Origin of the sequence: Caenimonas sp. SL110 (genome assembly GCF_001044395.1) — a bacterium.
Classification (GTDB): Bacteria; Pseudomonadota; Gammaproteobacteria; order Burkholderiales; family Burkholderiaceae_C; genus Ramlibacter.
Genome location: NZ_JANU01000061.1, coordinates 1 through 22,289 on the forward strand (window position 1 = coordinate 1; position 22,289 = coordinate 22,289).

Genomic DNA, 22,289 nt, shown 5'->3' on the forward strand with positions numbered 1-22,289 from the left:
GCCACCGGAGCCGCCAACCCCTGCGCTGGCGCCGCCGCCACCGGAGCCACCGCCCGAGCCGCCGCCGCCCACGCCGGAACCTCCACCGGAGCCCGAACCGCCGCCGCTACCGCCGGCTGAAGCGCCAGCGCCCACGCCAGCCCCAGCGCCGCCACCGGCTCCAGCGCCGCCGCCAGCACCTTGTGCATATGTCAGGCCGATAGCCCCTGCGAGCGCGAGCGCAAGAAGAGTCGGGGCGAATTTGTTGAGTCGCTTGGTCATGGTTACATCCTTGTTTGTGAAATCTGGGTTACCCGTCTCCGGGGTCGTGTTTCATGATGTGACCATGTGTGTGCGCCCCGGGTCGGTGCGGGCGCACACGTTTTGTGAGCCAACTCCGACTCAGCCGTTTTGGGCTGCACCGCGCACGGATGGGTCGCGAACGAGCGATCAACCTCGCCTGCTTTATCTGTGAGCGACGCCCATCACCCTTGCGGCATCAACTCGGAAAGTGCTTTCGATGTCGCCGCATCGGCGGGGAAGAATGTCTCCAGTGCCAGCTCCTGCAATGTGATGTCTGCAGGTGTACCGAACACGGTCGTCGTGCTGATGAAATTCAGCACACCGCCCGCACGGCTACGAAACTGAAAAGGCATCGCCACCCCCAGATGCTCGCCTTCGATGTGAATGTCCTGCACACCCCCCGGCAAGGGCAATGCGCGCAGTTCTTCCAGCAGCGCAGCCAGCGCCATGTCGCCAGTCGCCTGCACCTGCTGGCGCAGCCGCTCGAAGATGTGGTTTCGCCATTGCACGATGTTCACGATGCGCGGTGCGAGTCCCTTGGGATGCAGGCTCAGGCGCAACACGTTGATCTGCCCCTGGAGCAGTGACGGGTCCGCGCCTTCCAGCAAGTGAGGCACCACGCTGTTGGCTGCGAGCAGGTTCCAGTGCCGGTCCACTGCGAGTGCGGGATAGGGCTCGTGGCTCTTGAGGATCAGGTCAACCGCCTGCCTTGCTGAGGCGAGCGCCGGATCGTCCAGCGGGCGCTCGCGGTACATGGGTGCGTATCCCGCCGCCACCAGCAGCGCATTGCGTTCGCGCAGCGGCACATCGAGTCGCTCGGCAAGCCGCAGCACCATCTCGCGGCTGGGCACCGAGCGGCCCGTCTCGACAAAGCTCAGGTGACGCGTGGAGATCTCTGCTTCATGTGCGAGATCGAGCTGGCTCAGGCGCCGGTGCTGGCGCCAGTGCTTCAGGTGCTCGCCGAAGGGCCGGGGGGCGGACCGCTGTGCGGATGCGAACGGGGCAAGGGGTGGCGAAGTGTTCATGACGCCATCCTAGAGAGGTCCTTGCGCTTCTTGTATGCTGGCGCACACACAGCCTTGCAAGAGAAAGCCCCGAAAGCCCCTATGACCCGCGTCTTCAATTTCAGCCCCGGACCCGCCACCCTTCCCGAACCCGTGCTGCGCCAGGCAGCTGCCGAAATGCTCGACTGGAACGGCTCGGGCATGTCGGTGATGGAGATGAGCCACCGCGGCAAGGAATTCATCTCGATCTACGACGAAGCGCAGGCGCTGGTGCGCGAACTGCTCGGCGTGCCGGCCAACTACAAGGTGCTTTTCATGCAGGGCGGCGCCATCGGCGAAAACGCGATCGTGCCGATGAACCTGCTCGGCAAATCCGGCAAGGCCGATTACGTCGTTACCGGCGACTGGTCGAAGAAGTCGCTGAAAGAAGCCAGGCTGTACGGCACGATCAACACGGCGGCAACCGGCCCCGGCACATCGGTGCCCAGGCAATCCGAGTGGAAGCTCGATCCGCAAGCGTCTTACGTGCACATCTGCTCGAACGAAACCATTGGCGGGGTCGAGTTCCACTGGACACCCGACACCGGCGGCGTGCCGCTCGTCGCGGACATGTCGTCCAACATCATGTCGCGGCCGATGGACGTCAGCAAATACGGCCTGATCTACGCCGGTGCGCAAAAGAACATGGGGCCTTCGGGCCTGACCATCGTGATCGTTCGCGACGACCTGCTCGGGCATGCGCTGCCCATCACGCCGTCGGCTTTCAACTACCAGTTGCAGGCAGACAACGATTCGATGTTCAACACGCCGCCGACCTACGCGATCTACATCGCCGGCCTGGTGCTCAAGCACATCAAGGCGCTCGGCGGGCTCACTGCGATGGAAGCGCACAACAAGGCCAAGGCCGCGGTGCTCTACGACTTTCTAGACGAGAGCGCGTTCTATACCAACCCGGTGGCCAGGGAGGACCGGTCGCTGATGAATGTGCCGTTCTGGCTCAAGGACCCCTCGCTCGACGACGCCTTCCTCAAGGGCGCGCAGGCCAGGGGAATGATCCAGCTCAAGGGCCATCGTTCGGTGGGCGGCATGCGCGCCTCCATCTACAACGCGATGCCGATCGAAGGCGTCCGGGCACTCGTGCAGTACATGAAAGAGTTCGAGGCACAACATGCCTGAGCGGCCCGGCATGGCGGCCGCCCGTTTCAAGGTGCTGGTCCTGAACCAGATCGCTGCGAACGGGCTCGCGCGCCTGCCGGGCGATAGCTATTCGGTCGGCAAGGATGTGGCCGATCCTGATGCAGTGCTGGTGCGGTCTGCCGACATGCACGCGCTGCAGATTGCCACTAGCGTGCAGGCGATTGGCCGCTGCGGTGCGGGCACCAACAATATCCCCGTCAAGGCGATGAGCGCGCGCGGCGTGCCGGTGTTCAACGCACCCGGCGCCAATGCCAACGCGGTGAAAGAGCTGGTGCTGGCGGCGATGTTCATGGCTGCGCGCAACCTCGTGCCTGCACAGCGCTTCGTCGCATCGCTCGATCCTGCATCTGCGGACCTCGACAAGATCGTGGAAGACGGCAAGAAAAACTTCGCAGGCTTCGAGATTGCCGGGCAGACGCTGGGCATCGTGGGCCTGGGAAAGATCGGCTGCCTGGTTGCCGACGCAGCGATCAAGCTGGGCATGAACGTGCTGGGCTACGACCCCGAGATCACGGTCGATGCGGCCTGGAGTCTTCCTGCGCAGGTGAAGAAGGCAGCAAGCGTTGCCGAGGTGCTGCGAAACGCCAACTTCATCTCGCTGCATGTGCCGCTGGTCGATGCCACGCGTGACCTGGTCAATGCGCAAAACCTGTCGCTGGTGAAGCCGGGCACGGTGCTGCTGAATTTCTCGCGTGAAGGCGTCGTGAATGACGCGGCCGTGATCGCTGCGCTCGATGCAAGGCAGCTGGGCTGGTACATGTGCGATTTTCCGGGTGGCGCCATCCTGCATCACGACCGCATCGTCGCGCTGCCGCACCTGGGTGCCTCGACCCGCGAGGCCGAAGAGAACTGCGCGATCATGGTTGCTGATCAGCTGCGTGACTATCTGGAAAACGGCAACATCGTCAATGCCGTGAACTTCCCGAACGTGAGCATGGAGCGTGAGTCGCGATATCGCGTGGCGATCGCCAATGCCAACGTGCCCAACATGCTCGGGCAGATCTCCACTGCGATGGCCCATGCGGGCCTGAACATCCACACCATGGTCAACAAGTCGCGGGGTGACATGGCCTACACGCTGGTGGATGTGGACAGCGCCGTTGGCGAGGGCGTGTTGTCGGCGCTCAGGACCATAGAAGGCGTGCTCGCTGTCCGTTACCTGCCGCAAGCGCCCTGAACACAAAGGCAACCGCATCGACCCCGCGGACACTGCTGTCGCTGCACAATGGCAGCGAGAGTAATTAACCGGGGTCCACATGTCGCACGCGTTCGCCAATACGCTTAAAACCTTCAAGACCGCTTCCGGTAAATCCGGGCGTTTCTTCTCGCTACCGGCGCTGGCCCGGGAGTTTCCCAAGGTCAGCCGTCTCCCGGTGTGCATGCGCATCGTGCTGGAGTCGGTGCTTCGCAACTGCGACGGCAACAAGGTCCATGCGGACCATGTGCGCCAGGTTGCCAACTGGTTTCCCAATGCCGACCGCACCGATGAGATTCCGTTCGTCGTGGCGCGTGTGGTGCTGCAGGATTTCACCGGTGTGCCGCTCCTGGCCGACCTCGCGGCGATGCGCAGCGTTGCGGCCCGCCTGGGCCTGAAGGCCGGCGCGATCGAGCCGCTGGTGCCGGTCGACCTGGTGGTGGACCACTCCATCATGGTGGATCACTACGGCAAGAAGAACTCCATCGACCTGAACATGAAGCTCGAATTCCAGCGCAACCGTGAGCGCTATGAGTTCATGAAATGGGGCATGCAGGCCTTCGACACCTTCGGCGTGGTGCCTCCGGGTTTCGGCATCGTGCACCAGGTCAATCTGGAGTACCTCGCACGCGGCGTCTTCAAGGGCGCTGATGGCACCTACTACCCCGACACACTCGTGGGCACAGACAGCCACACGACCATGATCAACGGCATTGGCGTCGTCGGCTGGGGTGTTGGCGGTATCGAGGCCGAAGCGGCCATGCTGGGCCAGCCGGTCTACATGCTGACGCCGGACGTGGTGGGCTTTGAACTCACTGGCCGCTTGCGTGAAGGCTGTACGGCCACGGACCTGGTGCTCACCGTCACCGAAATCCTGCGCAAGGAAAAAGTCGTCGGCAAGTTTGTCGAGTTCTTCGGCCCCGGCACCCGCACACTCGCTTTGCCCGACCGCGCGACCATTGCCAACATGGCCCCGGAATACGGCGCGACGATGGGGTTCTTTCCTGTGGATGAGCGCACGATCGAGTACTTCCGTGGCACGGGCCGAACCACCGATGAGATCGAAGCGTTCGAAGCCTACTTCCGCGCGCAAGGCATGTTTGGCGTGCCGATGGCGGGCGACATCGAATACTCGCAAATCGTCAAGCTCGACCTGGGCCAGGTCACACCCAGTCTTGCAGGCCCCAAGCGCCCGCAGGATCGCATCGAGCTGGGCAAGGTCGCCAGCCAGTTTGCGACGCTGTTCTCACGGCCGTCGTCCGAGAACGGATTCAACCTGCCCGCCGATGTGCTGCTGACGCGGCATCTGGTGCGCCAAAGCGGCGAGACGCCCGATGCGAAGCTGCCTTCCAATCCACCGACACCGCCAGCGGCGCCGCGCTCGGTGATGGAGATGGAGGGCAACAAGCCCACTTTGGCCTCGGCCCACTCCGAAGCGCCGCCGCCAAGCGTCAAGGTGGAGGACATCACGATCGGCAATGGCGATGTGCTCATCGCGGCCATCACCAGCTGCACCAATACATCCAATCCGGGTGTGATGCTGGCGGCAGGGTTGCTGGCGAAGAAGGCCGTGGAAGCGGGGCTTCGCGTCCAGCCTCACGTCAAGACATCGCTCGCGCCCGGCTCGCGCATCGTCACCGAGTACCTCACCGAAACCGGCCTCTTGCCTTACCTTGAAAAGCTGGGTTTCGCGCTCGCAGGCTACGGTTGCACCACCTGCATCGGCAACGCGGGCGACCTGACGCCGGAGATCAACGAAGCCATCAGCAAGAGCGACCTGGTGTGCGCCGCCGTGCTGTCGGGCAACCGCAATTTCGAGGCGCGCATCCATCCCAACCTGAAGGCGAACTTTCTCGCGAGTCCGCCGCTGGTGGTCGCCTACGCGATTGCCGGGACCGTGCTGCGTGACCTGATGACAGAGCCGGTGGGCAAGGGGCACAAGGGACGTGACGTGTTCCTGGGCGACATCTGGCCCACCAGCGACGAGATTCATGCGCTGATGGGCACCGCGATGAAGGGCAAGGCGTTTCGCGAGAACTACGCCAAGGTCAAGACCGAACCCGGCGCGCTCTGGAAAAAGATTCGCGGCGTGACCGGCGAGGCGTACTCGTGGCCTGCCAGCACCTACATCGCCGAACCGCCGTTCTTCCAGGACTTCCGCATGGAGCCACCATCGGACACGGCGGCCGAGCCGGTGATGGGGGCGCGGATCATGGCGCTGTTCGGCGACTCGATCACCACCGACCACATCTCGCCGGCCGGCTCCATCAAGGAGAGTTCACCCGCTGGCAAATGGCTGCTTGCCCACGGCGTGGGCAAGGCTGACTTCAACAGCTACGGCGCAAGGCGCGGCAATCACGAGGTGATGATGCGCGGCACGTTTGCCAACGTGCGCATCAAGAACCTGATGATTCCGCAATTGCCTGACGGATCGCGCGAGGAGGGCGGCGTCACCTTGTTTCGGGATGCAGATGGCAGCGAGGAAAAGATGTTCATCTACGACGCCGCGATGAAGTACCAGGCGCAGGGCAGGCCGACGGTCGTTTTCGCGGGCGAGGAATACGGCACCGGGTCGTCGCGCGACTGGGCTGCCAAGGGCACGCAACTGCTGGGCATCAAGGCCGTGATTGCGCGCAGTTTCGAGCGCATTCACCGCAGCAACCTGGTGGGCATGGGCGTCTTGCCGCTGCAGTTTTTGGGCAGCGACACCTGGCAATCGCTCTGGCTGGACGGCAGCGAAACGGTGGACGTGATTCCTGCGCCGGACCTGAAGCCGCAAAGCATTGCCCGGGTGGTCATTCACCGCCGCGACGGCACGATCAAGGAGATCTCGTGCCGCCTGCGGATCGACACGCCTATCGAGGTGGATTACTACCGCCATGGCGGCATCCTGCCGTTTGTGTTGAGGCAGTTGCTGGCCTAGTGGACTGCGGCTTCAACTGGTAACTGCCTGTTCCTGCGCATCCTTGACCAGCGCCGCCAACTGCTTGATCGCGTGCAAAGCCAGCGGCGAATGGCTGCGTCCGTTCAACGCGACAACCCCGAGGTCGGTATAGGCGGGGGGGAAGTCGGCAATCGTGAGGCGCTTGATCGCCCCAGACGCAAGCTCGTCCACCAGGATGTCGTTCGAGGCCACCATGACGGTGTCGGTGGACATGACGACGCGGCGCACCAGGTGCGTGTCGTCGCATTCCAGGGCGACACGCAGTTGTCCATCGGCGGGCACGCCCAGGGCTTTCTGCAGGGCGCTGCGGACCTGGCGGGGCAGGCGGCCCGTTGCCAGGCCGAAGGACTCGATGTCGCGCATCTTCAGCCTGGGTTTTGCCAGCAGCGGGTGGCCGGCGCGAACATAAAAGCCTGCGCGTTGCCCGCCCAGGGCCGTGATGTCGAAGGTCCCGTCGCGTGGCACGTCGCGCGTTTCGCCCACGAAAAAATCCAGCTCCTCGCGTCGCACGCAATCGATCAGGACAGGCGGATTGTTCACCTGGACCTGCACTTCGGCCTCGGGGTAACGAAGGCGAATCCCGGTCAGCATGGCGGGCAGCAGCGACGCCGCCACAAAGGGGCCCGCGCCGATGCACACCGCGCCGATCATGCCGCTGCGAAACAGTTCGATATCGCGTTCGAGTGACCGGCTTTCGTGCAGGATGCGGCGCGCCCGATCGACCACGAATGCGCCCGACGGCGTGCACTTGACCTCGGTGCCGCCGCCACGCCCGAAGAGCTTCATTTCGAGTTCGGCCTCGGCGGCCTGGATGCTGCGGCTGAATGCCGGCTGGCTCAGATGCACTCGCTCGGCGGCTCGGACGAAGCTGCCCTGGTCGGCAAGGGCCACGATGTGCTGGAGGCGTTTGATATCCATGACCGGCTTTTAGGGTAGTTGCAGGAAACGCATGGACTTTATACAAAAAATGCAATTGACGCATTTACTTGAAACATAAACAATCTTGCTCTGAATAGTTCAGTTCGTTTTTATTTAAGGCCCCATGACGACCGACCGCAATCACGCAGCCGCTTTCGCCAGCCATGAGGCTCATGTTCACCGGGTGATGATTGCCAGCGTGACGCATGTGGCCGGTTCGGCCGTCGATGAGTTGCTGGCACTGCGGCCCTGGCTGGTGAAGTTCAATGGAGCGCGTGGACTGCGCTCGGCCATCCTGCACGCCGGCGGCTGGTTCGTGCAGTGGCACGAAGGCAGCGCTGAGGCGGTCGAGCAAGGCATCGCCCGGGCCGCAGCCCTCACCGGGCATCGCCACTCGCGCATCGTGCACCGCAGCGTCGGTGCCCCGGTGCTGTTGGAGACGCTGAACATCGCGGCCCTGAGCAACGGCGACAAGGCCACGACGATGGCGCGGCGCATCTACCGCATCGAGCGCGAGGAACTGCTCGGCCATGCGATGGAGCCCCTGGAAATCTGGCGCTCGCTGATGGCCCCCTGTCGCAAGGACGAAAGCAGTCCCCTTGCGCCTTCGTCTCGTCGTCATGTCCTGGCGGTCACTTCCGGGGCCAACGAGTCGACCGACCTCGTGCGCTCGCTCGCCCTGCGCTACGGCGTGCCCGTGAGCTACCAGCGCTTTGCAGCGGGCGACCGGCGCGCGGCCGATGCGGGCGCGGCCTTCACGGATCTCCCCGGCCCGGACGCGGGCACGCGGGTGCACTCGCTGTCGCGCGGAGCCCTGCTCAACACGATGTGCCGGCTGTCCTTTCCGCACATGCAGTCGCTGGTGCTGCTGCTGGGCGAGCGGCCCGGCGCCGCAGCGTCGCTTGCCGATGGCGTGGTCGAAATGCTGCGGGTCACCCGCCTGCGTCCATCGGTGCGGTTGATCGTCAAGTGCCGCCACACATCGCGCGTCGCGCAGGAGGCGCTAGCACGCCTGCCGGGGCTGGCGATCGATGTCCTTCCCGGAATGGGGGCGGCAGCCAACGCGTCGGTTTTCGCGCAACAATGCATCGGACGTTATTGACTCCCCCATCGACCTTTGGTGCCTGATATTGAATCTCCTGCTCCTGCGGAACCTGCCGCGGCAGTCGTGCGCCTGGTCCTGGCGAGCGAGTCGCGCATAGCGGGCTCGGTGATGGAGGAGCTCTTCGCCGTGCGGGCGCGTTTTCTGGCGGCCCAGGATTCGAAGGATGTGCATGCCGCCGTGCTGCACTCCAGCGGCTGGTTCGTGATCTGGATCGAGGGCCCAGAGCAGGGCGTGGAGGCCGTGATGCGCCGTTCCATGCGCGATCCGCGCCATGCCCAGCAGCGAATCATTCATCGCAGCCGTGGCCGCCGCAACCTGACCGACCGGCTCACGCTGGCGACGACCCATGGCGCAGACCGGCCGGTTGACTTTGCGCTGCGTATCCGCGCGGTCGAACTCGCCGCGCCGCAGCTGTCCGCCACCGAAATCTGGGAGCGGCTGAGTGCACCCTGGACGCTGGGCGCCGCCGATGCTTCGGTCGAGGGTGCATTCGGTGCCATCGCCCTGATGGGTTCGGACGAAAACAGCTCGATCGAGGTGCTGCGGCGTCTGGCCGACCGTTTTTCGAGCCGGGTGGTGTATCAGCGGTTTGCCAGCGACAAACCCAACAGCCGCGATGTGGGCGCCGCGTATGTGGACATCGCCATGATGGGCGGCCTGTCGACGCGGGTGCTCGCGCTGTCGCGCAAGGCGCTGGCGTACCGGATGGTGCGGGAGTCGCTGGCCCGCGTGCAAAGCGTGGTGCTGATGCTGGGCTCGCGTCCGGCCCCTGCGGTCGAGATGGCCAGCAGCGTGGTCGTGCTGGCCAACGCGGGCATGCCGCTGCGCTCGGTTCAGCTCGTCGCCGACGATTCGGTGGCTGTGGCGAGCGTCTGTGAGTACCTGCGCACAGGCTTGCGGCAACCGGTGCCGGTCGAAGCGGTCTCGATGCCGCAGCCCTTTCTGGTCGATTTCATCGCCGAAGTCGCGAGCCGGCACCAGGCCTGACCGACTTGCCCGTTCGGGCACGAGCCCGGCGGGGCACAATCGGCCGCGATGGCACAACAACTGTTCATTGCCGGGGGTGGCATCGGCGGCCTTGCCGCAGCGCTGGCCTGCGCCCGTGCAGGCTGGGAGCCGCTCGTGTTCGAGCAGGCCCATGAGCTGAGCGAAGTCGGCGCGGGCATACAGCTGGGCCCGAACGCGACCCGCCTGCTGCACGCGTGGGGCCTGGCCGATGCGCTGTCGAGCGTGGCATCTTTTCCGATGCGGCTCGATGTTCGCAGTGCGTCATCCGGCGCGCAGCTGGCGTCCATGGATCTGGCGGGTTTCAGCGCCCGCTACGGCGCGCCGTATGCCGCGATTCACCGCGCCGACCTGCAATCCATGCTGCTGCGGCAAGTCTCTGAATTGGGCGTGCAGCCCCAAACCGACATGCGAGTCACAGCTGCACACGACGGCGCCCATGCGGTCATGGCGAGCGTCAGGGGCATCGATGCGGTGGTGCGCAACATCGAGTGCGATGCATTGGTCGGCGCCGATGGACTCTGGAGCGCGGTACGCGGCGCGGTGAATGCCGACGGCCCGCCGCTTGCGACGGGCCATGTCGCCTGGCGCGCGCTTGCGGTGCAGTCGCAGCTGCCGGTGAAATTGCGGACTTCCGAGGTCAACGTGTGGCTGGGTCCGCGCCTGCACTTCGTGGCCTATCCCGTTCGGGGCGGCCAGATGCTCAATGCGGTGGCGATCGTGCATGGCCAGGGCAGCGGCGCGGCCAGCGACTGGGACCAGGCGGGCGCAGTGAGTGATTTGCACCGCGCGATGGGTTCGATGTGCGCGCCGCTCAATGAGCTGGTTCACGCGCTGGACAACTGGCGCCTTTGGACCTTGCATGACCGTGATCCCATGCGGGGGCCGCAGAGCATGGCGAAGGGGCGCATCGCGCTTGTGGGTGACGCTGCGCACCCGATGCGCCCTTACCTCGCACAAGGCGCGGCCATGGCGATAGAAGATGCGGCGGAGTTGGGCCGCTGCCTGGCGATGGTGGAGGGCGCCGATATCGAAGTGCCGCTGGCGCTTGCGCGCTACGCGCTGAACCGGTGGGAGCGCGCGGCGCGCGTGCAGTCCAGGGCGCGCCGCAATGGCCGCATTTTTCATGCGACGGGTGTTGTGCGTTGGGGGCGCGATCTGTCGATGCGCCTCCTGGGCGAGCGGCTGCTCGACCAGCCGTGGCTCTACGCGGGGTAGCCTTCGGCCGCGGGCCTACAGGCTGGTGCGCAGCCGCCAGATTTCGGGAAACAGCACCACGTCCAGCATCTTGCGCAGGTAGCTCACGCCGCCCGTGCCACCGGTGCCGCGCTTGAACCCGATGATGCGTTCCACCGTCGTGACATGGCGGAATCGCCACAGGCGAAACGCGTCTTCGAGGTCGGTGAGTTCTTCACCGAGCTGGTAGAGGTCCCAGTGGTGTTTCGGGTCGCGATAGACGACGAGCCAGGCCTGTTCGACTTCGTCATTAGCAACGTACGGCTGCGTCCAGTCGCGCTGCGTGTGCGAGGCGGGTACCGCAAGGCCGCGTGATGACAACAGGCGCAGTGCTTCGTCGTACAGCGATGGCGACTCATGCGCCTGCTGTACCTGCGCCAGCAATTCGGGGCGATGCGCGTGCGGCTTGAGCATCGCGGCATTCTTGTTGCCGAGCGCGAACTCGATGCATCGGTATTGCGCGCTCTGGAATCCGCTCGATGCGCCAAGATAAGGCCGGATCGCGCTGTACTCGGGCGGTGTCATGGTGGCCAGCACGTCCCAGGCATGCACCAGCTGCTCCATGATCCGCGAGACGCGCGCGAGCATCTTGAACGCCGAGCCGAGTTCGTCACGCGCGACGGCCGACATGGCGGCCTTCAGTTCGTGCAGCATCAGCTTCATCCACAGCTCGCTCGTCTGGTGCTGGATGATGAAGAGCATCTCGTTGTGGTCGGGCGACAGGGGCTTTTGCGCCGAGAGAATCGCATCGAGCTGCAGGTAGTCGCCATAACTCATCGACTGGCTGAAGTCGAGTTGCGCGCCCTCCTGGTGGACGATGGATTCTGGCGTGTCTGGTTTCGATTCCATGTTCAGGTCACCGCGTTGCGCTGGTTGAATTCGGGACGCTCCCATTCGCGCTCGACCAGCACCTGTCGCAGGTGCTCGACAGCGTGCCAGGTGTCTTCATAGCCGATGTACAGCGGCGTGAATCCGAAACGCAGGATGTCGCCCTTGATGCCGCTGGCCGTATCGGCCGCGCGGTAGTCGCCGATCACGCCGCGCGCGATGAGCGCCTGCACGATGGCGAATGCGCCGTCCTCGCGCGAGATGCAGACCTGCGAGCCGCGATGGGCGTGGTCCCGCGGCGTGACCAGCGACAGACCGTGGCCCGCGCAACGCTCTTCGACGAGCTTGATGAACAGGTCGGTGAGGGCGAGCGATTTGGTGCGCAGCGCTGCCATGCCGCCCATGGGTTCGGCAGCCAGCAGCGTGTCCAGGCCGCAATCGAGCGCCGTCATGCTCAGGATGGGCTGCGTGCCGCAGAGGTAGCGCGAGATGCCTGATGCAGGCCTGTAACCCGGCGTGAATTCGAATGGCGCAGCATGGCCCCACCAGCCCGAAAGCGGCTGCTCGAAACTGTCCACATGGCGTGGATGCACCCACGCAAACGCCGGCGCGCCAGGTCCGCCATTGAGGTATTTGTAGCCGCAACCGATCGCGAAATCGGCGTCCGCTTCATGCAGGTCGACGGGAACCGCGCCTGCGCTGTGCGCAAGGTCCCACACCGTGAGAATGCCGGCGGCATGTGCTGCCGATGTGATCGCTTTCATGTCGTGCATCGCGCCGGTGCGGTAGTTCACATGCGTGAGCATGAGCACCGCCACATCGCTTTGCAATGCGCTTGAGATCTCATCGGCGTCCACCAGGCGCAGCGTGAGTCCGCGCTCCTTGCAAAGTCCCTGCGCGATGTAGAGGTCGGTGGGGAAGTTGGTGCGTTCGCTCACCACGACCTTGCGTGAGCCGTCCCTGGCGGCCGCGATGGCGAGCGCCGCATGCAGCACCTTGTAGAGATTGACGGAGGTGCTGTCGGTGGCGACCACTTCTTCCGGTTGGGCGCCGACGATTCGTGCGATCTTGTCGCCGGCTCGCTGCGGCAGCGTGAACCATCCTGCCGAGTTCCAGGAGCGGATCAAGCCCTGGCCCCATTCTTCGGTCACGGCTTTTGCCACGCGCGCGGGCGTCGCGGCGGGCATCACGCCCAGCGAGTTGCCATCGAGGTAGATCAGGCCCTGGTCAATCGTGAACAGGCTGCGCAAGGATCGCAGCGGGTCTTGCGCATCGAGTGCGCGGCAGTCATGCAGTGTGGTCATAGTTCGCGCAGCACGGCTCGCACTGGCGAGGCGTCCGCAGTCATGAGTTTGAGGGGAAGGGCGATGAGTTCGTAGTCGCCCTCGGGTACGTCGTCGAGCACCAGGTTTTCCAGCACGCGCAGGCCCAGGCGGCGGATGACCTGGTGACTTTCGAGCGCCTTGCTGTCGGCCGGGTCGATGCTGGCGGTATCGATGCCGACGAGTTTCACGCCGCGCGCGGCCAGGGCTTCGATGGTGGAAGGCGCATACGCCGACAACTGCGAGTCCCAGTGCGTCACTGGCATTTTTGCGTAGGTGCGCAGCAGTACGCGCGGTGGCAGGTCTTGTACCGCGTGCGCAATGTGAGCCCATTCAACCAGCGGACCGCAGCCGATGGCGTGAATCACACGGCAAGGGCCGAGGTAAGCGGCGAGGTCTACTTCGCCGATAGCAGCGCCTTCGGGGTCGTAGTGCAGCGGCGCGTCAGCGTGCGCGCCGACATGGGGGGAGAGGTTGATGCGGCTGACGTTCACCGGGCAGCCCGGTGCAAGCGTTGCCGTCCACTCCTGCGAGTAGGGCGTGTCGCCGGGGAACACGGGCGAGGTGGCCGACACGGGCGGGGAAATATCCCAGAGGCGTTTCATGCCAAAAGTGTGCGCCGGGCCGCGCTTGCGTGGTGTCGGTTTATTCCAACGAAGCCCGAAATAGTTGAGGCTTAAAGCAAAAGGCGCGCAGGCCCTAGCGGACCGTGGCGAACTGCAGGTTGTTGTCGACAACCGTGACCTGCGCCAGGGTCGGGTCGTCCCTGTGGATCGCCAGCATGTTCATCCCCATCTGGAAGACCTTGTAGCCCATGGCCATCACCAGGGTCTCCAGCCCTGCCTTGTCGGACTTGATGACCTCCACCAGCAGGATGGGCCGGAGCTTGCGAAGCGTGTCGAGCGCGCCGTGCAGCACTTCGAGTTCCATGCCTTCCACATCGAGCTTGAAGAAGTCCAGGCGCTTGAATGGCAGCGAGTCGATGTTGACCATCGGCACGGTGGTGCCCGCGTCTGGCTGGTAGGAGATCTCTTGTCCGATGTACTCGGTGCCCGGTCGTTTCTTGAGTTCGAGGCTGCCGAAGCTGGCCGGCACGAACGGGTCGGCCCAGGGGATGGACAGCTCGCCCTGCGCCTTGCCCAGTGCCGCCATCCGGGCGTGTGCATTGAGGCAGTTGTTGATCGCGATGTTGCCGGCCAGCGCATAGAACACGGGCTCTTGCGCCTCGAACGACATGACCTCGCCCCAGCCGAACATGTGCCGCGCCCATTCGATGGTGTGCACGCCGATGTTGGCGCCGCCATCGATGGCCATCACGCCATCGCCAAAGTGCTTGCGGCGGCTGTCCAGCAGCGCGAGCGCCAGGTTCACTTCGCCTTCGTCGAAGGCAGACTTGGTGAGGATCTGGAAGCCGACGCCGTAACCGGAGTTGGCGTCGATCATCCGGTAGTCGTTGCGATTGACGATCATGCTGCCGTGGTTGCTGGCAGCCAGGACGAATGCGATTGGGCGCAGGGGATAGCTCATGGACCGCAGTCTAAACGCGGCCCAGCAGCAGGTACTCCATCAGCGCCTTCTGTGCGTGCATGCGGTTTTCGGCTTCTTCCCACACCACCGATTGCGGGCCGTCAATGACATCGGCCTCCACCTCCTCGCCGCGATGGGCGGGCAGGCAATGCATGAACAGCGCGTCAGGCCTGGCGACCGCCATCATCTCGGTGTCCACGCACCAGTCGACAAAGGCCTTGCGGCGCGCCTCGTTCTCGGCTTCATAGCCCATGCTGGTCCACACGTCGGTCGTGACGAGGTCGGCGCCGCGGCAGGCGTCCATCGGGTCGGCGAAGACCTTGTAGCTGTCGCTGCTGCGAAGCCCCGCGATGGCCTGGTCGACCTCGTAGCCGCTGGGTGTGCTCACGTGCACCTTGAAGCCCAGCAGCTCGGCTGCCTGCAGCCAGGTGTTGGCCATGTTGTTGCCGTCGCCCACCCACGCCACCGTCTTGCCGGCGATGGAGCCGCGCTGCTCGATGTAGGTGAAGATGTCCGCCAGGATCTGGCACGGATGGAATTCGTTGGTGAGGCCGTTGATCACCGGCACACGCGAATGCTCGGCAAACCGCACGATCTTGTCCTGCCCAAAGGTGCGGATCATCACCAGGTCCACCATGCGGCTGATGACCTTGGCGCTGTCTTCGATCGGCTCGGCGCGGCCCAGCTGGCTGTCGCCGGTTGTCAGGTGCACGACGCTTCCGCCCAGCTGGTACATACCTGCTTCAAAGCTCACACGCGTGCGAGTCGAGGCCTTCTCGAAGATCATCGCCAGCGTGCGGTCGGCCAGCGGGTGGTACTTTTCGTAGGCCTTGAACTTCTTCTTGATGATGGCCGCGCGCTCGAAAATCCACGCGTACTCATCGGCCGTGAGGTCGCTGAATTGCAGGTAGTGCTTGATGGAGGCGGTCATTGCGCAAGAAACTCCCGCACCAGCGGCGCCAGTATCGACACCAGTTCATCGGCTTCGGCCTCGGTCATGATGAGCGGCGGCACCAGCCGGATCACGCTGTCTGCGGTGACGCTGATGAGCAGGCCCTTGTCGGCTGCCCGCTGCGTGAGCACGCCGCAGGGCGTTGCGAGCTCGATGCCGATCATCAGGCCCTGGCCGCGGATTTCGGTCACACCCTTCAGGCCGCCAATCTCGCGGGCCAGCGCGCCCTTGAGGTGAGCGCCGACGCGCGCCGCGTTTTCCATCAGCCCGTCTTCTTCCATGATGGTGATGGTCTCGATGCCCGCGCGCATCGCCAGCGGATTGCCACCGAAGGTCGTGCCGTGATTGCCCGGCTGAAAGATGTTGGCGGCCTTGGGGCCAGCCACGACCGCACCGATGGGCACACCCGAACCCAGGCCCTTGGCCAGCGGCATGACATCAGGAACGATGCCGGCCCACTGGTGCGCAAACCATTTGCCGGTGCGGCCCATGCCGCACTGCACCTCGTCGATCATCAGCAGCCAGTCGCGGTCGTCGCACAGCTTGCGCACCTGCTGCAGATACTCGATGCGCATCGGGTTGACGCCGCCTTCGCCCTGGATGGTTTCGAAGAACACGGCCACCACGTTCTTGTTGCCTTCGGTCGCGGCCTTGAGTGCCTCGATGTCGTTGAGCGGCACCCGGATGAATCCCTCGACCAGCGGCCCGAAGCCCTGCTGCACCTTGGTGTTGCCCGTGGCCGACAGCGTGGCGATGCTGCGCCCATGAAACGCCTTTTCGTAGACAACGATTTCCGGACGCTCGATGCCCTTGTCATGGCCGAACTTGCGGGCGAGCTTGATGGCCGCCTCGTTCGCTTCCAGGCCGGTGCAGCAGAAAAACACGTTGGTCATGCCGGACAGTTCGACCAGCTTGGCGGCCAGCCTTTCCTGGTTGGGGACGTGGTAGTAGTTGCTGGAGTGGATGATCTTGGCGATCTGGTCCTGCAGGGCGGGCACCAGCTTGGGGTGGTTGTGCCCCAGGGTGTTGACGGCGATGCCGCCCAGCCCATCGAGGTAGGACTTGCCGTTCACATCCCAGACTCGCACGCCCTGGCCGTGCGACAGGGCGATCGGCACGCGGCCGTAGGTGTTCATGGTGTGGGGCGACGCTGCCTCGATGAATGCCATCTGTGTTCTCCGGATTTCTCATATCCCAAAATGAATCGGCTCAACGAATTGAGCCGCCCAGGTTCGATTTTAGGCACAGGGCTTGCTGCGAGTGGATGACAATTCCGCATCACAGCCATGCAGGCCGGGTTGTCCGCGGGCCCTTCAAGAGAAGTTCCAAGTCTTATATAAGATACAATACTTGTGCACTGCAGCAGAGGGCGATCCCCCGGCGCGGTCGCCACCCCCATCCGACCTTTACCCATGGTTTCGAGCAGCGCCAAAGAAGTCTTCATCATGGGCCGTACCCTTGACGGCAAGACATTCCGACCCAGTGACTGGGCCGAGCGTCTGGCCGGTGTGATGAGCTCGTTTCGCCCCGGCGGCGCGACGCCGGGCAGCCACCTGAGCTATTCCCCCTGGTGCATTCCCACATTGATTGGTGGCGTGAAGGCTGTGGTGGTCAACAGCGAACTGCGCAGCGTCGAACCCATGGCCTGGGACTTCGTGCTGAATTTCGCCAAGGACAACAATCTGGAAGTGAGCGAGGCCTGCCTGCTGCCGGACGTGCCACCGCGCCAATAGATCCGTTCGCCCTGAGCTTGTCGAAGGGCTGGTGTCCAAACGCAAAAAAGCCGTCTTTCGACGGCTTTTTGCTTTGCTGGCAGCGCACCCGTTTCAAACGGCAGAGTCCTGATGAGTTCAGGACTCCGGGCTGTTTACCTGAGGCGTCAGGCGGCGGCGGTGACCAGGGCCTTGACCCGGGCCGAGAGGCGGCTCTTGTCGCGAGCTGCCTTGTTTTTGTGGAAGATCTGCTTGTCGGCGACGATGTCAACGATGCTTTGCGCCTTGGCGAAAGCTTCGGTTGCCTTGGCCTTGTCACCAGAGGCGACGGCCTTTTCGACGTTCTTGACGGCAGTGCGGTATTTGGAACGCAGCGACGTGTTCGCTGCGTTGAGCTTCACGTCCTGGCGGGCGCGTTTACGGCCCGACGCGAGGCGGGGGTTCTTTTTCTTGGGTTTGGCTGATGCCATGATGAGTTTCCTTGGTGTCTGAGGATGTTGCCAGCAAAGCCCACCATTATAGTCCGGCAGCTTAAACTCGGAAGTTGCCCGCAGTTCCATGTCCCTTTTCAAAGCCGCTTCCACCGTCTCCGTCCTCACACTCGCCTCACGCGTGACGGGCCTCGTGCGCGACCTGCTCATGGCGGCGACCTTCGGTGCGAATGCGATGACCGACGCATTCAACGTCGCTTTCCGCATCCCCAACCTGTTCCGGCGCCTGTTTGCCGAAGGGGCGTTCAGCCAGGCTTTCGTGCCCGCGCTGGCTCAATCCAAGGAAGTCGACGGCGACGAAGTCACCCGCAAGCTCATCGATAGCGTGGCGACCGTGCTGGCGTGGGTGCTGCTCCTGACCTGCGTCATCGGCGTAGCGGCGGCGCCGTTGCTGGTGCTGGCGCTGGCCAGCGGTTTCAAGCAAAGCCCCCAAAGCTTCGAAGCGGCGGTTTTCATGACCCGCTGGATGTTCCCCTACATCGGGTTCATGTCGCTGGTTGCACTGTCCGCCGGCATCCTCAACACGTGGAAAAAGTTCGCCGTGCCTGCGGTGACGCCGGTGCTGCTGAACCTGGCCATGATCACGGCCGCCTGGCTGGGCGCCCCCTGGTTCAAGCGCATGGGCATCGAGCCGATCTACGCCATGGCCGCCGGTGTCATGGTGGGTGGTTTCCTGCAACTGGCCGTGCAGATCCCGGTGCTCAAGCGCCTGGGCCTGCTGCCGCGCATCGGCGTGGGCTGGAGCCGGCTGCGCGAAGCCTGGACCGACCCGGGCGTTCGAAAGGTCGCCGGCATGATGGCCCCGGCGCTGCTGGGCGTGGGCGTCGCCCAGATCTCGCTGATGATCAACACCCAGATCGCTTCCTGGCTCGGCCCCGGCAACGTCACCTGGCTGGACTACGCCGGTCGGCTGATGGAGTTTCCAACCGCGATGCTGGGTGTGGCGCTGGGCGTGGTGCTGATGCCCCAACTGGCAGGCGCCAAGGCCGCAGACGATCCGCAGCGGTATTCGGCCATGCTCGATTGGGGGCTGCGGCTGGTCGTTCTGCTCGCAGTGCCAAGCTCGGTGGCGTTGCTCCTGTTCAACGTGCCCCTGATCGCGACCTTGTTTCACTACGGCGCATTCAAGGTCAGCGATGTGCAGCAGGTCGCGCTTGCGCTGGCGGGATACGGTGTGGGCCTGGTGGGCCTGGTCGCGATCAAGGTGCTCGCGCCCGGCTTCTATGCCAGCCAGGACATGCGCACCCCGGTGCGAATCGCGATCGTGGTGCTCGTCGTGACCCAGCTGCTCAACATCGCGCTTGTGCCCTGGTTGCGACACACGGGCCTGGCCCTGTCGATCAGCATCGGTGCCCTGATCAATGCGACCTGGCTGCTGGCCGGATTGAAAAAGCGTGGCAGCTACACGCCGTCGCCCGGCTGGGTCAGGTTTACCTTGCAGGTGCTGGGCGCAACCGCACTGCTTGGTGTGTTTCTCTGGTGGGGTTCGGGGGCCTTCGCATGGACAGGTGAGGGTGTCAATCGCTGGTACCGCGCTGGACTGATGGCGGCCATGCTTGCGGGTTCGGCGGTGATTTATTTCGTCGCGCTTTGGGTGACCGGCCTGAAGCTCAGGCAATTCATCACCCGATAAGGGCAGCAACCTCGCTTGACGCGTGGTTGCCGGTCCATTACAAAGAAACATGCTTCTCAACCTGACTGCGCCAACGCCGCTCGAGTACTTCGGCGCGCTGGTGCAAAGCGATGAAGATTTTCCGCTGCTCGAAACGGCAGTGAGCCTTGCGCAGGACGAATATCCCGACCTCGACGTGCAACAGGTGCTGGGCGACGTCGACCAGTTGCTCGCACGGCTCAAGCGCCGCCTGCCGGCAGACGCCGCGCCCCTGCACCGCTTGCGCATGCTCAACCAGTTCTTCTTCCAGGACCTGAGTTTCGGCGGCAACGTCAACGACTATTGCGATCCGGACAACAGCTACATCAACGTGGTGCTGCGCACGCGCCGCGGTATCCAGATCTCGCTGGCCGTGCTCTGGATTGAACTGGCAACCGGGCTTGGCCTGAATGCGCGTGGTGTGTGCTTCCCCGGTCACTTCATGGTCAAGGTGAACCTGCCCAAGGGACAGGTGGTGATCGACCCGTTCAGCGGCCAGTCGCTTTCGCGCGAGGAACTGGCCGAGCGGCTGGAACCCTACCAGCGCCGCAGCGGCCTCGTCGACGAGTTCGAAGTGCCGCTGGGCCTGTACCTGCAGGCGGCACCGGCGCGCGACATCATCGCCCGCATGCTGCGCAACCTCAAGGAAATACACAAGGCGCAGGAAGACTGGCAGCGGCTCATCGCCGTGCAGGACCGCCTGCTCGTGCTGCTGCCGGATGCGTGGGCCGAGTTTCGCGACCGCGGCCTCGCACACGCTGAACAGGGCCATGCGGCGCTTGCAGTGACTGACCTGGAAACCTATCTCATCCATGCGCAGGATGCGCTTGATATCGATGTGGTGGCCGAGCGGGTTGCGCAGCTTCGGCGAGAAAAATACCAGTGACCCTAGCGCTTGAGGAACCGGGGCACGCCCAGGCTCTCAGCCACGCGGGTCAGCGTCGGAACGCCGGGGTTCGACTGCGTCGCCGCAGGCCTGCTCGCTGACAGCACGCTCAGGCGCGAGCCATGAATCAGTGACTCCTGCGCGGGCATCAGGCTGTCCGGCCGCGAGTTGCCAATGCGCGTGGCTGCGACGGCATCGGTGTCGCCATCGTTGGCCGCTTGCGCAGGCTGCAATATGGGACGCATCCAATCCAGAATCGGTTCCCATTGAGCCAGGTCTATTTGCGACTGGCCGGGCGGCAGGTCAAAGATCGTCAGGCCGCGTTCGAGGCTTCGCACATAGAGCTGAGTTTCGCGCAACGCGCCGGCAAACGGGATGCCAAGACCGGCGGACCAGTCGCGCAGAACCTCGGCTGCACGCGTGCGTCCATCGATTCGCATCCCCACGACAGCAAGACGGCAGCGTCCATTGGCGATACGCGGCAGGGCCATGAGTTCTGCGTGGCAGGCAGCGGCCGATTCACGATCGAACAGCGATGAACACACGGGCATCACGATCGCATCTGCAAACATCACGATGCGCGCGAGCTCGAAGCCGTGAATGCCGCCGGGTGTGTCCAGCACCACATGCGAGATGCCGGTAGGCACCCGCAGCATGTTCTTCTGGTCCAGCGCCCAAGGTGCGATGTGGGGAAGGTCAGCGTGGCGTCGACGAAGCCAGTTGCGGCTCGATTGCTGGCGGTCCACATCCCCCAGCATGACCTTGTGCCCCTGCAGCGCGCACCAGGCCGCCACATGCGCTGCAAAGGTGCTCTTGCCGCTGCCACCCTTGCGGTTGACGACTGCGATGACGGGCATGTGAACTGGCCTTCCAGGAGATTCCGGAAGACACAGTCTGGTACAGAAGCGCGCCGCCGTCCAGCCTTCAAGCGCTGGCGCGGGTCAGGCGCTAGGGGTTTTGTAGCAACTACGCGTCAGCGGCTTAAATGACTTCGACCGGGGCGCCTTGCCCGCGAGGCGCGATGACGCCGATCTCATACACCGTCTCGCCGCCATCGCGCAAGCTCGCTGCCACGGCGGATGCGTGCTGTGCGTCGACAACGACCACCATGCCGATGCCGTTGTTGAACGTGCGATTCATCTCGAAATCGGAAATCGCTGCCGTGCGTTGCAGCCACGCGAACAGTTCCGATTGGGGCCAGCTGCCTTTTTTCAGGTGAGCGGCCATGCCGTCCGGCAGCACGCGCGGGATGTTTTCGAGCAAGCCGCCACCGGTGATGTGCGCCAGCGCCTTGATGGGATGCTGGGCCATCGCAGCGAGCACGCTCTTGACGTAAAGGCGCGTGGGCTCCATCACGGCTTCCCGGAACGGACGTCCATCCAGCGTGGCCGGCAGGTCGGAGCCGCCGCGTTCGATGCACTTGCGTACGAGCGAAAAACCGTTGGAATGCACCCCGCTGGAGGCAAGACCCAGCACCACGTCGCCGGGTTTGACATCGTTGCCTGTCAGGATCTTGGACTTTTCAACAGCGCCGACGGCAAAGCCTGCGAGGTCGTACTCGCCTGCGGGATACATGCCGGGCATCTCGGCGGTCTCGCCGCCGATCAACGCACAGCCAGACAGTTCGCAACCCCGCGCGATGCCGCCGACCACTGCAGCAGCCGTGTCGACGTCCAGCTTGCCGCACGCGAAATAGTCAAGAAAAAAGAGCGGTTCGGCACCCTGCACGAGCACGTCGTTGACGCTCATGGCCACCAGGTCGATGCCCACGGTGTCATGCATGCTCCACTCGAAAGCGAGTTTGAGCTTGGTGCCGACGCCATCGGTGCCGCTGACCAGCACCGGCTCCTTGTAGCGCTTGGGTACTTCGAAAAGCGCACCGAAACCGCCGATGCCTGCCAGCACGCCGTCGCGCATGGTTTTTTTGGCCAGGGGCTTGATACGCTCGACGAGTGCATCGCCTGCGTCGATGTCCACGCCGGCGTCTTTGTACGAGAGGGGAGTTGCAGTCACGTGTAGCCCGATAGAATTTGC

Annotated in this window: 21 protein-coding genes; 9 read left to right on the top strand and 12 right to left on the bottom strand. The window is 64.2% G+C overall.

The genetic code is table 11. The features are described from left to right. Window positions 1–261, bottom strand: a 261-nt coding sequence (locus AQ12_RS23220; RefSeq protein ID WP_193388011.1) for a hypothetical protein, incomplete at its 3' end; no start/stop codon positions are given. Window positions 262–464: 203 nt separating this feature from the next. Then, window positions 465–1,307, bottom strand: a complete 843-nt coding sequence (locus AQ12_RS20400; RefSeq protein ID WP_048441819.1) for a helix-turn-helix domain-containing protein — start codon at window positions 1,305–1,307, stop codon at window positions 465–467. 81 nt (window positions 1,308–1,388) lie between these two features. Here AQ12_RS20400 and serC point away from each other — a divergent pair, with 81 nt between their 5' ends. From serC to AQ12_RS20415, 3 genes are all read left to right on the top strand, one after another. Further along, window positions 1,389–2,462 (top strand): 3-phosphoserine/phosphohydroxythreonine transaminase, encoded by a 1,074-nt coding sequence (gene serC / locus AQ12_RS20405; RefSeq protein ID WP_048441820.1) that lies wholly within the window; start codon window positions 1,389–1,391, stop codon window positions 2,460–2,462. Continuing rightward, entirely contained in the window at window positions 2,455–3,660 is a 1,206-nt protein-coding gene (locus AQ12_RS20410) for a phosphoglycerate dehydrogenase (RefSeq protein WP_238587785.1), read from the top strand. The genes serC and AQ12_RS20410 overlap by 8 nt, the downstream gene beginning before the upstream one ends. A gap of 79 nt (window positions 3,661–3,739) precedes the next feature. Beyond that, window positions 3,740–6,601 (top strand): aconitate hydratase, encoded by a 2,862-nt coding sequence (locus AQ12_RS20415; RefSeq protein ID WP_048441821.1) that lies wholly within the window; start codon window positions 3,740–3,742, stop codon window positions 6,599–6,601. Between the two features lie 12 nt (window positions 6,602–6,613). Here AQ12_RS20415 and AQ12_RS20420 read toward each other — a convergent pair whose 3' ends face one another. Beyond that, the gene (locus AQ12_RS20420; RefSeq protein ID WP_048441822.1) at window positions 6,614–7,540 is read right to left on the bottom strand and encodes a LysR family transcriptional regulator; all 927 of its coding nucleotides are present in this window, start codon (window positions 7,538–7,540) and stop codon (window positions 6,614–6,616) included. Window positions 7,541–7,664: 124 nt separating this feature from the next. Here AQ12_RS20420 and AQ12_RS20425 point away from each other — a divergent pair, with 124 nt between their 5' ends. The 3 genes from AQ12_RS20425 to AQ12_RS20435 are packed head-to-tail and all read left to right on the top strand — an operon-like array spanning window position 7,665 to window position 10,868. After that, window positions 7,665–8,642: a hypothetical protein gene (locus AQ12_RS20425; protein WP_048441823.1), complete on the top strand. Its 978-nt coding sequence runs from the start codon at window positions 7,665–7,667 to the stop codon at window positions 8,640–8,642. A gap of 18 nt (window positions 8,643–8,660) precedes the next feature. After that, window positions 8,661–9,632 (top strand): BLUF domain-containing protein, encoded by a 972-nt coding sequence (locus tag AQ12_RS20430; protein WP_152682883.1) that lies wholly within the window; start codon window positions 8,661–8,663, stop codon window positions 9,630–9,632. 48 nt (window positions 9,633–9,680) lie between these two features. Next, window positions 9,681–10,868 (top strand): FAD-dependent monooxygenase, encoded by a 1,188-nt coding sequence (locus AQ12_RS20435; RefSeq protein ID WP_048441825.1) that lies wholly within the window; start codon window positions 9,681–9,683, stop codon window positions 10,866–10,868. A gap of 15 nt (window positions 10,869–10,883) precedes the next feature. Here the strand turns inward: AQ12_RS20435 and kynA are convergent, their stop codons facing one another. From kynA to AQ12_RS20465, 6 genes are all read right to left on the bottom strand, one after another. Then, window positions 10,884–11,735 (bottom strand): tryptophan 2,3-dioxygenase, encoded by an 852-nt coding sequence (gene kynA, locus AQ12_RS20440; protein WP_048441826.1) that lies wholly within the window; start codon window positions 11,733–11,735, stop codon window positions 10,884–10,886. Between the two features lie 2 nt (window positions 11,736–11,737). Continuing rightward, window positions 11,738–13,018, bottom strand: coding sequence for a kynureninase (gene kynU / locus AQ12_RS20445; protein WP_048441827.1), 1,281 nt, complete (start codon window positions 13,016–13,018; stop codon window positions 11,738–11,740). Beyond that, window positions 13,015–13,641, bottom strand: coding sequence for an arylformamidase (gene kynB, locus AQ12_RS20450; RefSeq protein ID WP_048441828.1), 627 nt, complete (start codon window positions 13,639–13,641; stop codon window positions 13,015–13,017). Before kynB ends, kynU begins: the two co-directional genes overlap by 4 nt. A gap of 94 nt (window positions 13,642–13,735) precedes the next feature. Beyond that, window positions 13,736–14,563 carry an FkbM family methyltransferase gene (locus AQ12_RS20455; protein ID WP_048441829.1) on the bottom strand — a complete coding sequence of 276 codons (828 nt, stop codon included), beginning with the start codon at window positions 14,561–14,563 and terminating at the stop codon, window positions 13,736–13,738. Between the two features lie 10 nt (window positions 14,564–14,573). Beyond that, complete coding sequence (gene argF / locus AQ12_RS20460; protein ID WP_048441830.1) at window positions 14,574–15,494, bottom strand: ornithine carbamoyltransferase; 921 nt, start codon at window positions 15,492–15,494, stop codon at window positions 14,574–14,576. Beyond that, window positions 15,491–16,684: an aspartate aminotransferase family protein gene (locus AQ12_RS20465; RefSeq protein WP_048441831.1), complete on the bottom strand. Its 1,194-nt coding sequence runs from the start codon at window positions 16,682–16,684 to the stop codon at window positions 15,491–15,493. The genes argF and AQ12_RS20465 overlap by 4 nt, the downstream gene beginning before the upstream one ends. Window positions 16,685–16,927: 243 nt before the next feature. On the opposite strand from AQ12_RS20465, the gene AQ12_RS20470 reads away from it, so the two are divergent. Next, on the top strand, window positions 16,928–17,248 hold the full coding sequence (locus AQ12_RS20470; protein ID WP_048441832.1) for a DUF3579 domain-containing protein: 321 nt from the start codon (window positions 16,928–16,930) through the stop codon (window positions 17,246–17,248). Window positions 17,249–17,394: 146 nt separating this feature from the next. Here AQ12_RS20470 and rpsT read toward each other — a convergent pair whose 3' ends face one another. Further along, the gene (gene rpsT, locus AQ12_RS20475) at window positions 17,395–17,697 is read right to left on the bottom strand and encodes a 30S ribosomal protein S20 (protein WP_048441833.1); all 303 of its coding nucleotides are present in this window, start codon (window positions 17,695–17,697) and stop codon (window positions 17,395–17,397) included. Window positions 17,698–17,785: 88 nt separating this feature from the next. On the opposite strand from rpsT, the gene murJ reads away from it, so the two are divergent. Further along, window positions 17,786–19,351 (top strand): murein biosynthesis integral membrane protein MurJ, encoded by a 1,566-nt coding sequence (gene murJ, locus AQ12_RS20480; protein ID WP_048441834.1) that lies wholly within the window; start codon window positions 17,786–17,788, stop codon window positions 19,349–19,351. A 49-nt stretch (window positions 19,352–19,400) separates the two neighbouring features. Further along, window positions 19,401–20,255, top strand: a complete 855-nt coding sequence (locus AQ12_RS20485; RefSeq protein ID WP_048441835.1) for a SirB1 family protein — start codon at window positions 19,401–19,403, stop codon at window positions 20,253–20,255. Between the two features lie 2 nt (window positions 20,256–20,257). On the opposite strand, the gene AQ12_RS20490 is transcribed toward AQ12_RS20485, so the two are convergent. Both AQ12_RS20490 and purM read right to left on the bottom strand, forming a co-directional pair. Beyond that, complete coding sequence (locus AQ12_RS20490) at window positions 20,258–21,112, bottom strand: ParA family protein (protein ID WP_053076827.1); 855 nt, start codon at window positions 21,110–21,112, stop codon at window positions 20,258–20,260. A 124-nt stretch (window positions 21,113–21,236) separates the two neighbouring features. Next, a complete protein-coding gene (purM, locus tag AQ12_RS20495; RefSeq protein ID WP_082151710.1) occupies window positions 21,237–22,268 on the bottom strand; it encodes a phosphoribosylformylglycinamidine cyclo-ligase in 1,032 nt (343 codons plus the stop codon). Window positions 22,269–22,289 lie beyond the last annotated feature (21 nt).

Coding starts and splice junctions, on each gene's coding strand:
- AQ12_RS20400 (WP_048441819.1), bottom strand. CDS start 1,307: ATGAACACTTCGCCACCCCTTGCCCCGTTCGCATCCGCACAGCGGTCC.
- serC (WP_048441820.1), top strand. CDS start 1,389: ATGACCCGCGTCTTCAATTTCAGCCCCGGACCCGCCACCCTTCCCGAA.
- AQ12_RS20410 (WP_238587785.1), top strand. CDS start 2,455: ATGCCTGAGCGGCCCGGCATGGCGGCCGCCCGTTTCAAGGTGCTGGTC.
- AQ12_RS20415 (WP_048441821.1), top strand. CDS start 3,740: ATGTCGCACGCGTTCGCCAATACGCTTAAAACCTTCAAGACCGCTTCC.
- AQ12_RS20420 (WP_048441822.1), bottom strand. CDS start 7,540: ATGGATATCAAACGCCTCCAGCACATCGTGGCCCTTGCCGACCAGGGC.
- AQ12_RS20425 (WP_048441823.1), top strand. CDS start 7,665: ATGACGACCGACCGCAATCACGCAGCCGCTTTCGCCAGCCATGAGGCT.
- AQ12_RS20435 (WP_048441825.1), top strand. CDS start 9,681: ATGGCACAACAACTGTTCATTGCCGGGGGTGGCATCGGCGGCCTTGCC.
- kynA (WP_048441826.1), bottom strand. CDS start 11,735: ATGGAATCGAAACCAGACACGCCAGAATCCATCGTCCACCAGGAGGGC.
- kynU (WP_048441827.1), bottom strand. CDS start 13,018: ATGACCACACTGCATGACTGCCGCGCACTCGATGCGCAAGACCCGCTG.
- kynB (WP_048441828.1), bottom strand. CDS start 13,641: ATGAAACGCCTCTGGGATATTTCCCCGCCCGTGTCGGCCACCTCGCCC.
- AQ12_RS20455 (WP_048441829.1), bottom strand. CDS start 14,563: ATGAGCTATCCCCTGCGCCCAATCGCATTCGTCCTGGCTGCCAGCAAC.
- argF (WP_048441830.1), bottom strand. CDS start 15,494: ATGACCGCCTCCATCAAGCACTACCTGCAATTCAGCGACCTCACGGCC.
- AQ12_RS20465 (WP_048441831.1), bottom strand. CDS start 16,684: ATGGCATTCATCGAGGCAGCGTCGCCCCACACCATGAACACCTACGGC.
- AQ12_RS20470 (WP_048441832.1), top strand. CDS start 16,928: ATGGTTTCGAGCAGCGCCAAAGAAGTCTTCATCATGGGCCGTACCCTT.
- rpsT (WP_048441833.1), bottom strand. CDS start 17,697: ATGGCATCAGCCAAACCCAAGAAAAAGAACCCCCGCCTCGCGTCGGGC.
- murJ (WP_048441834.1), top strand. CDS start 17,786: ATGTCCCTTTTCAAAGCCGCTTCCACCGTCTCCGTCCTCACACTCGCC.
- AQ12_RS20485 (WP_048441835.1), top strand. CDS start 19,401: ATGCTTCTCAACCTGACTGCGCCAACGCCGCTCGAGTACTTCGGCGCG.
- AQ12_RS20490 (WP_053076827.1), bottom strand. CDS start 21,112: ATGCCCGTCATCGCAGTCGTCAACCGCAAGGGTGGCAGCGGCAAGAGC.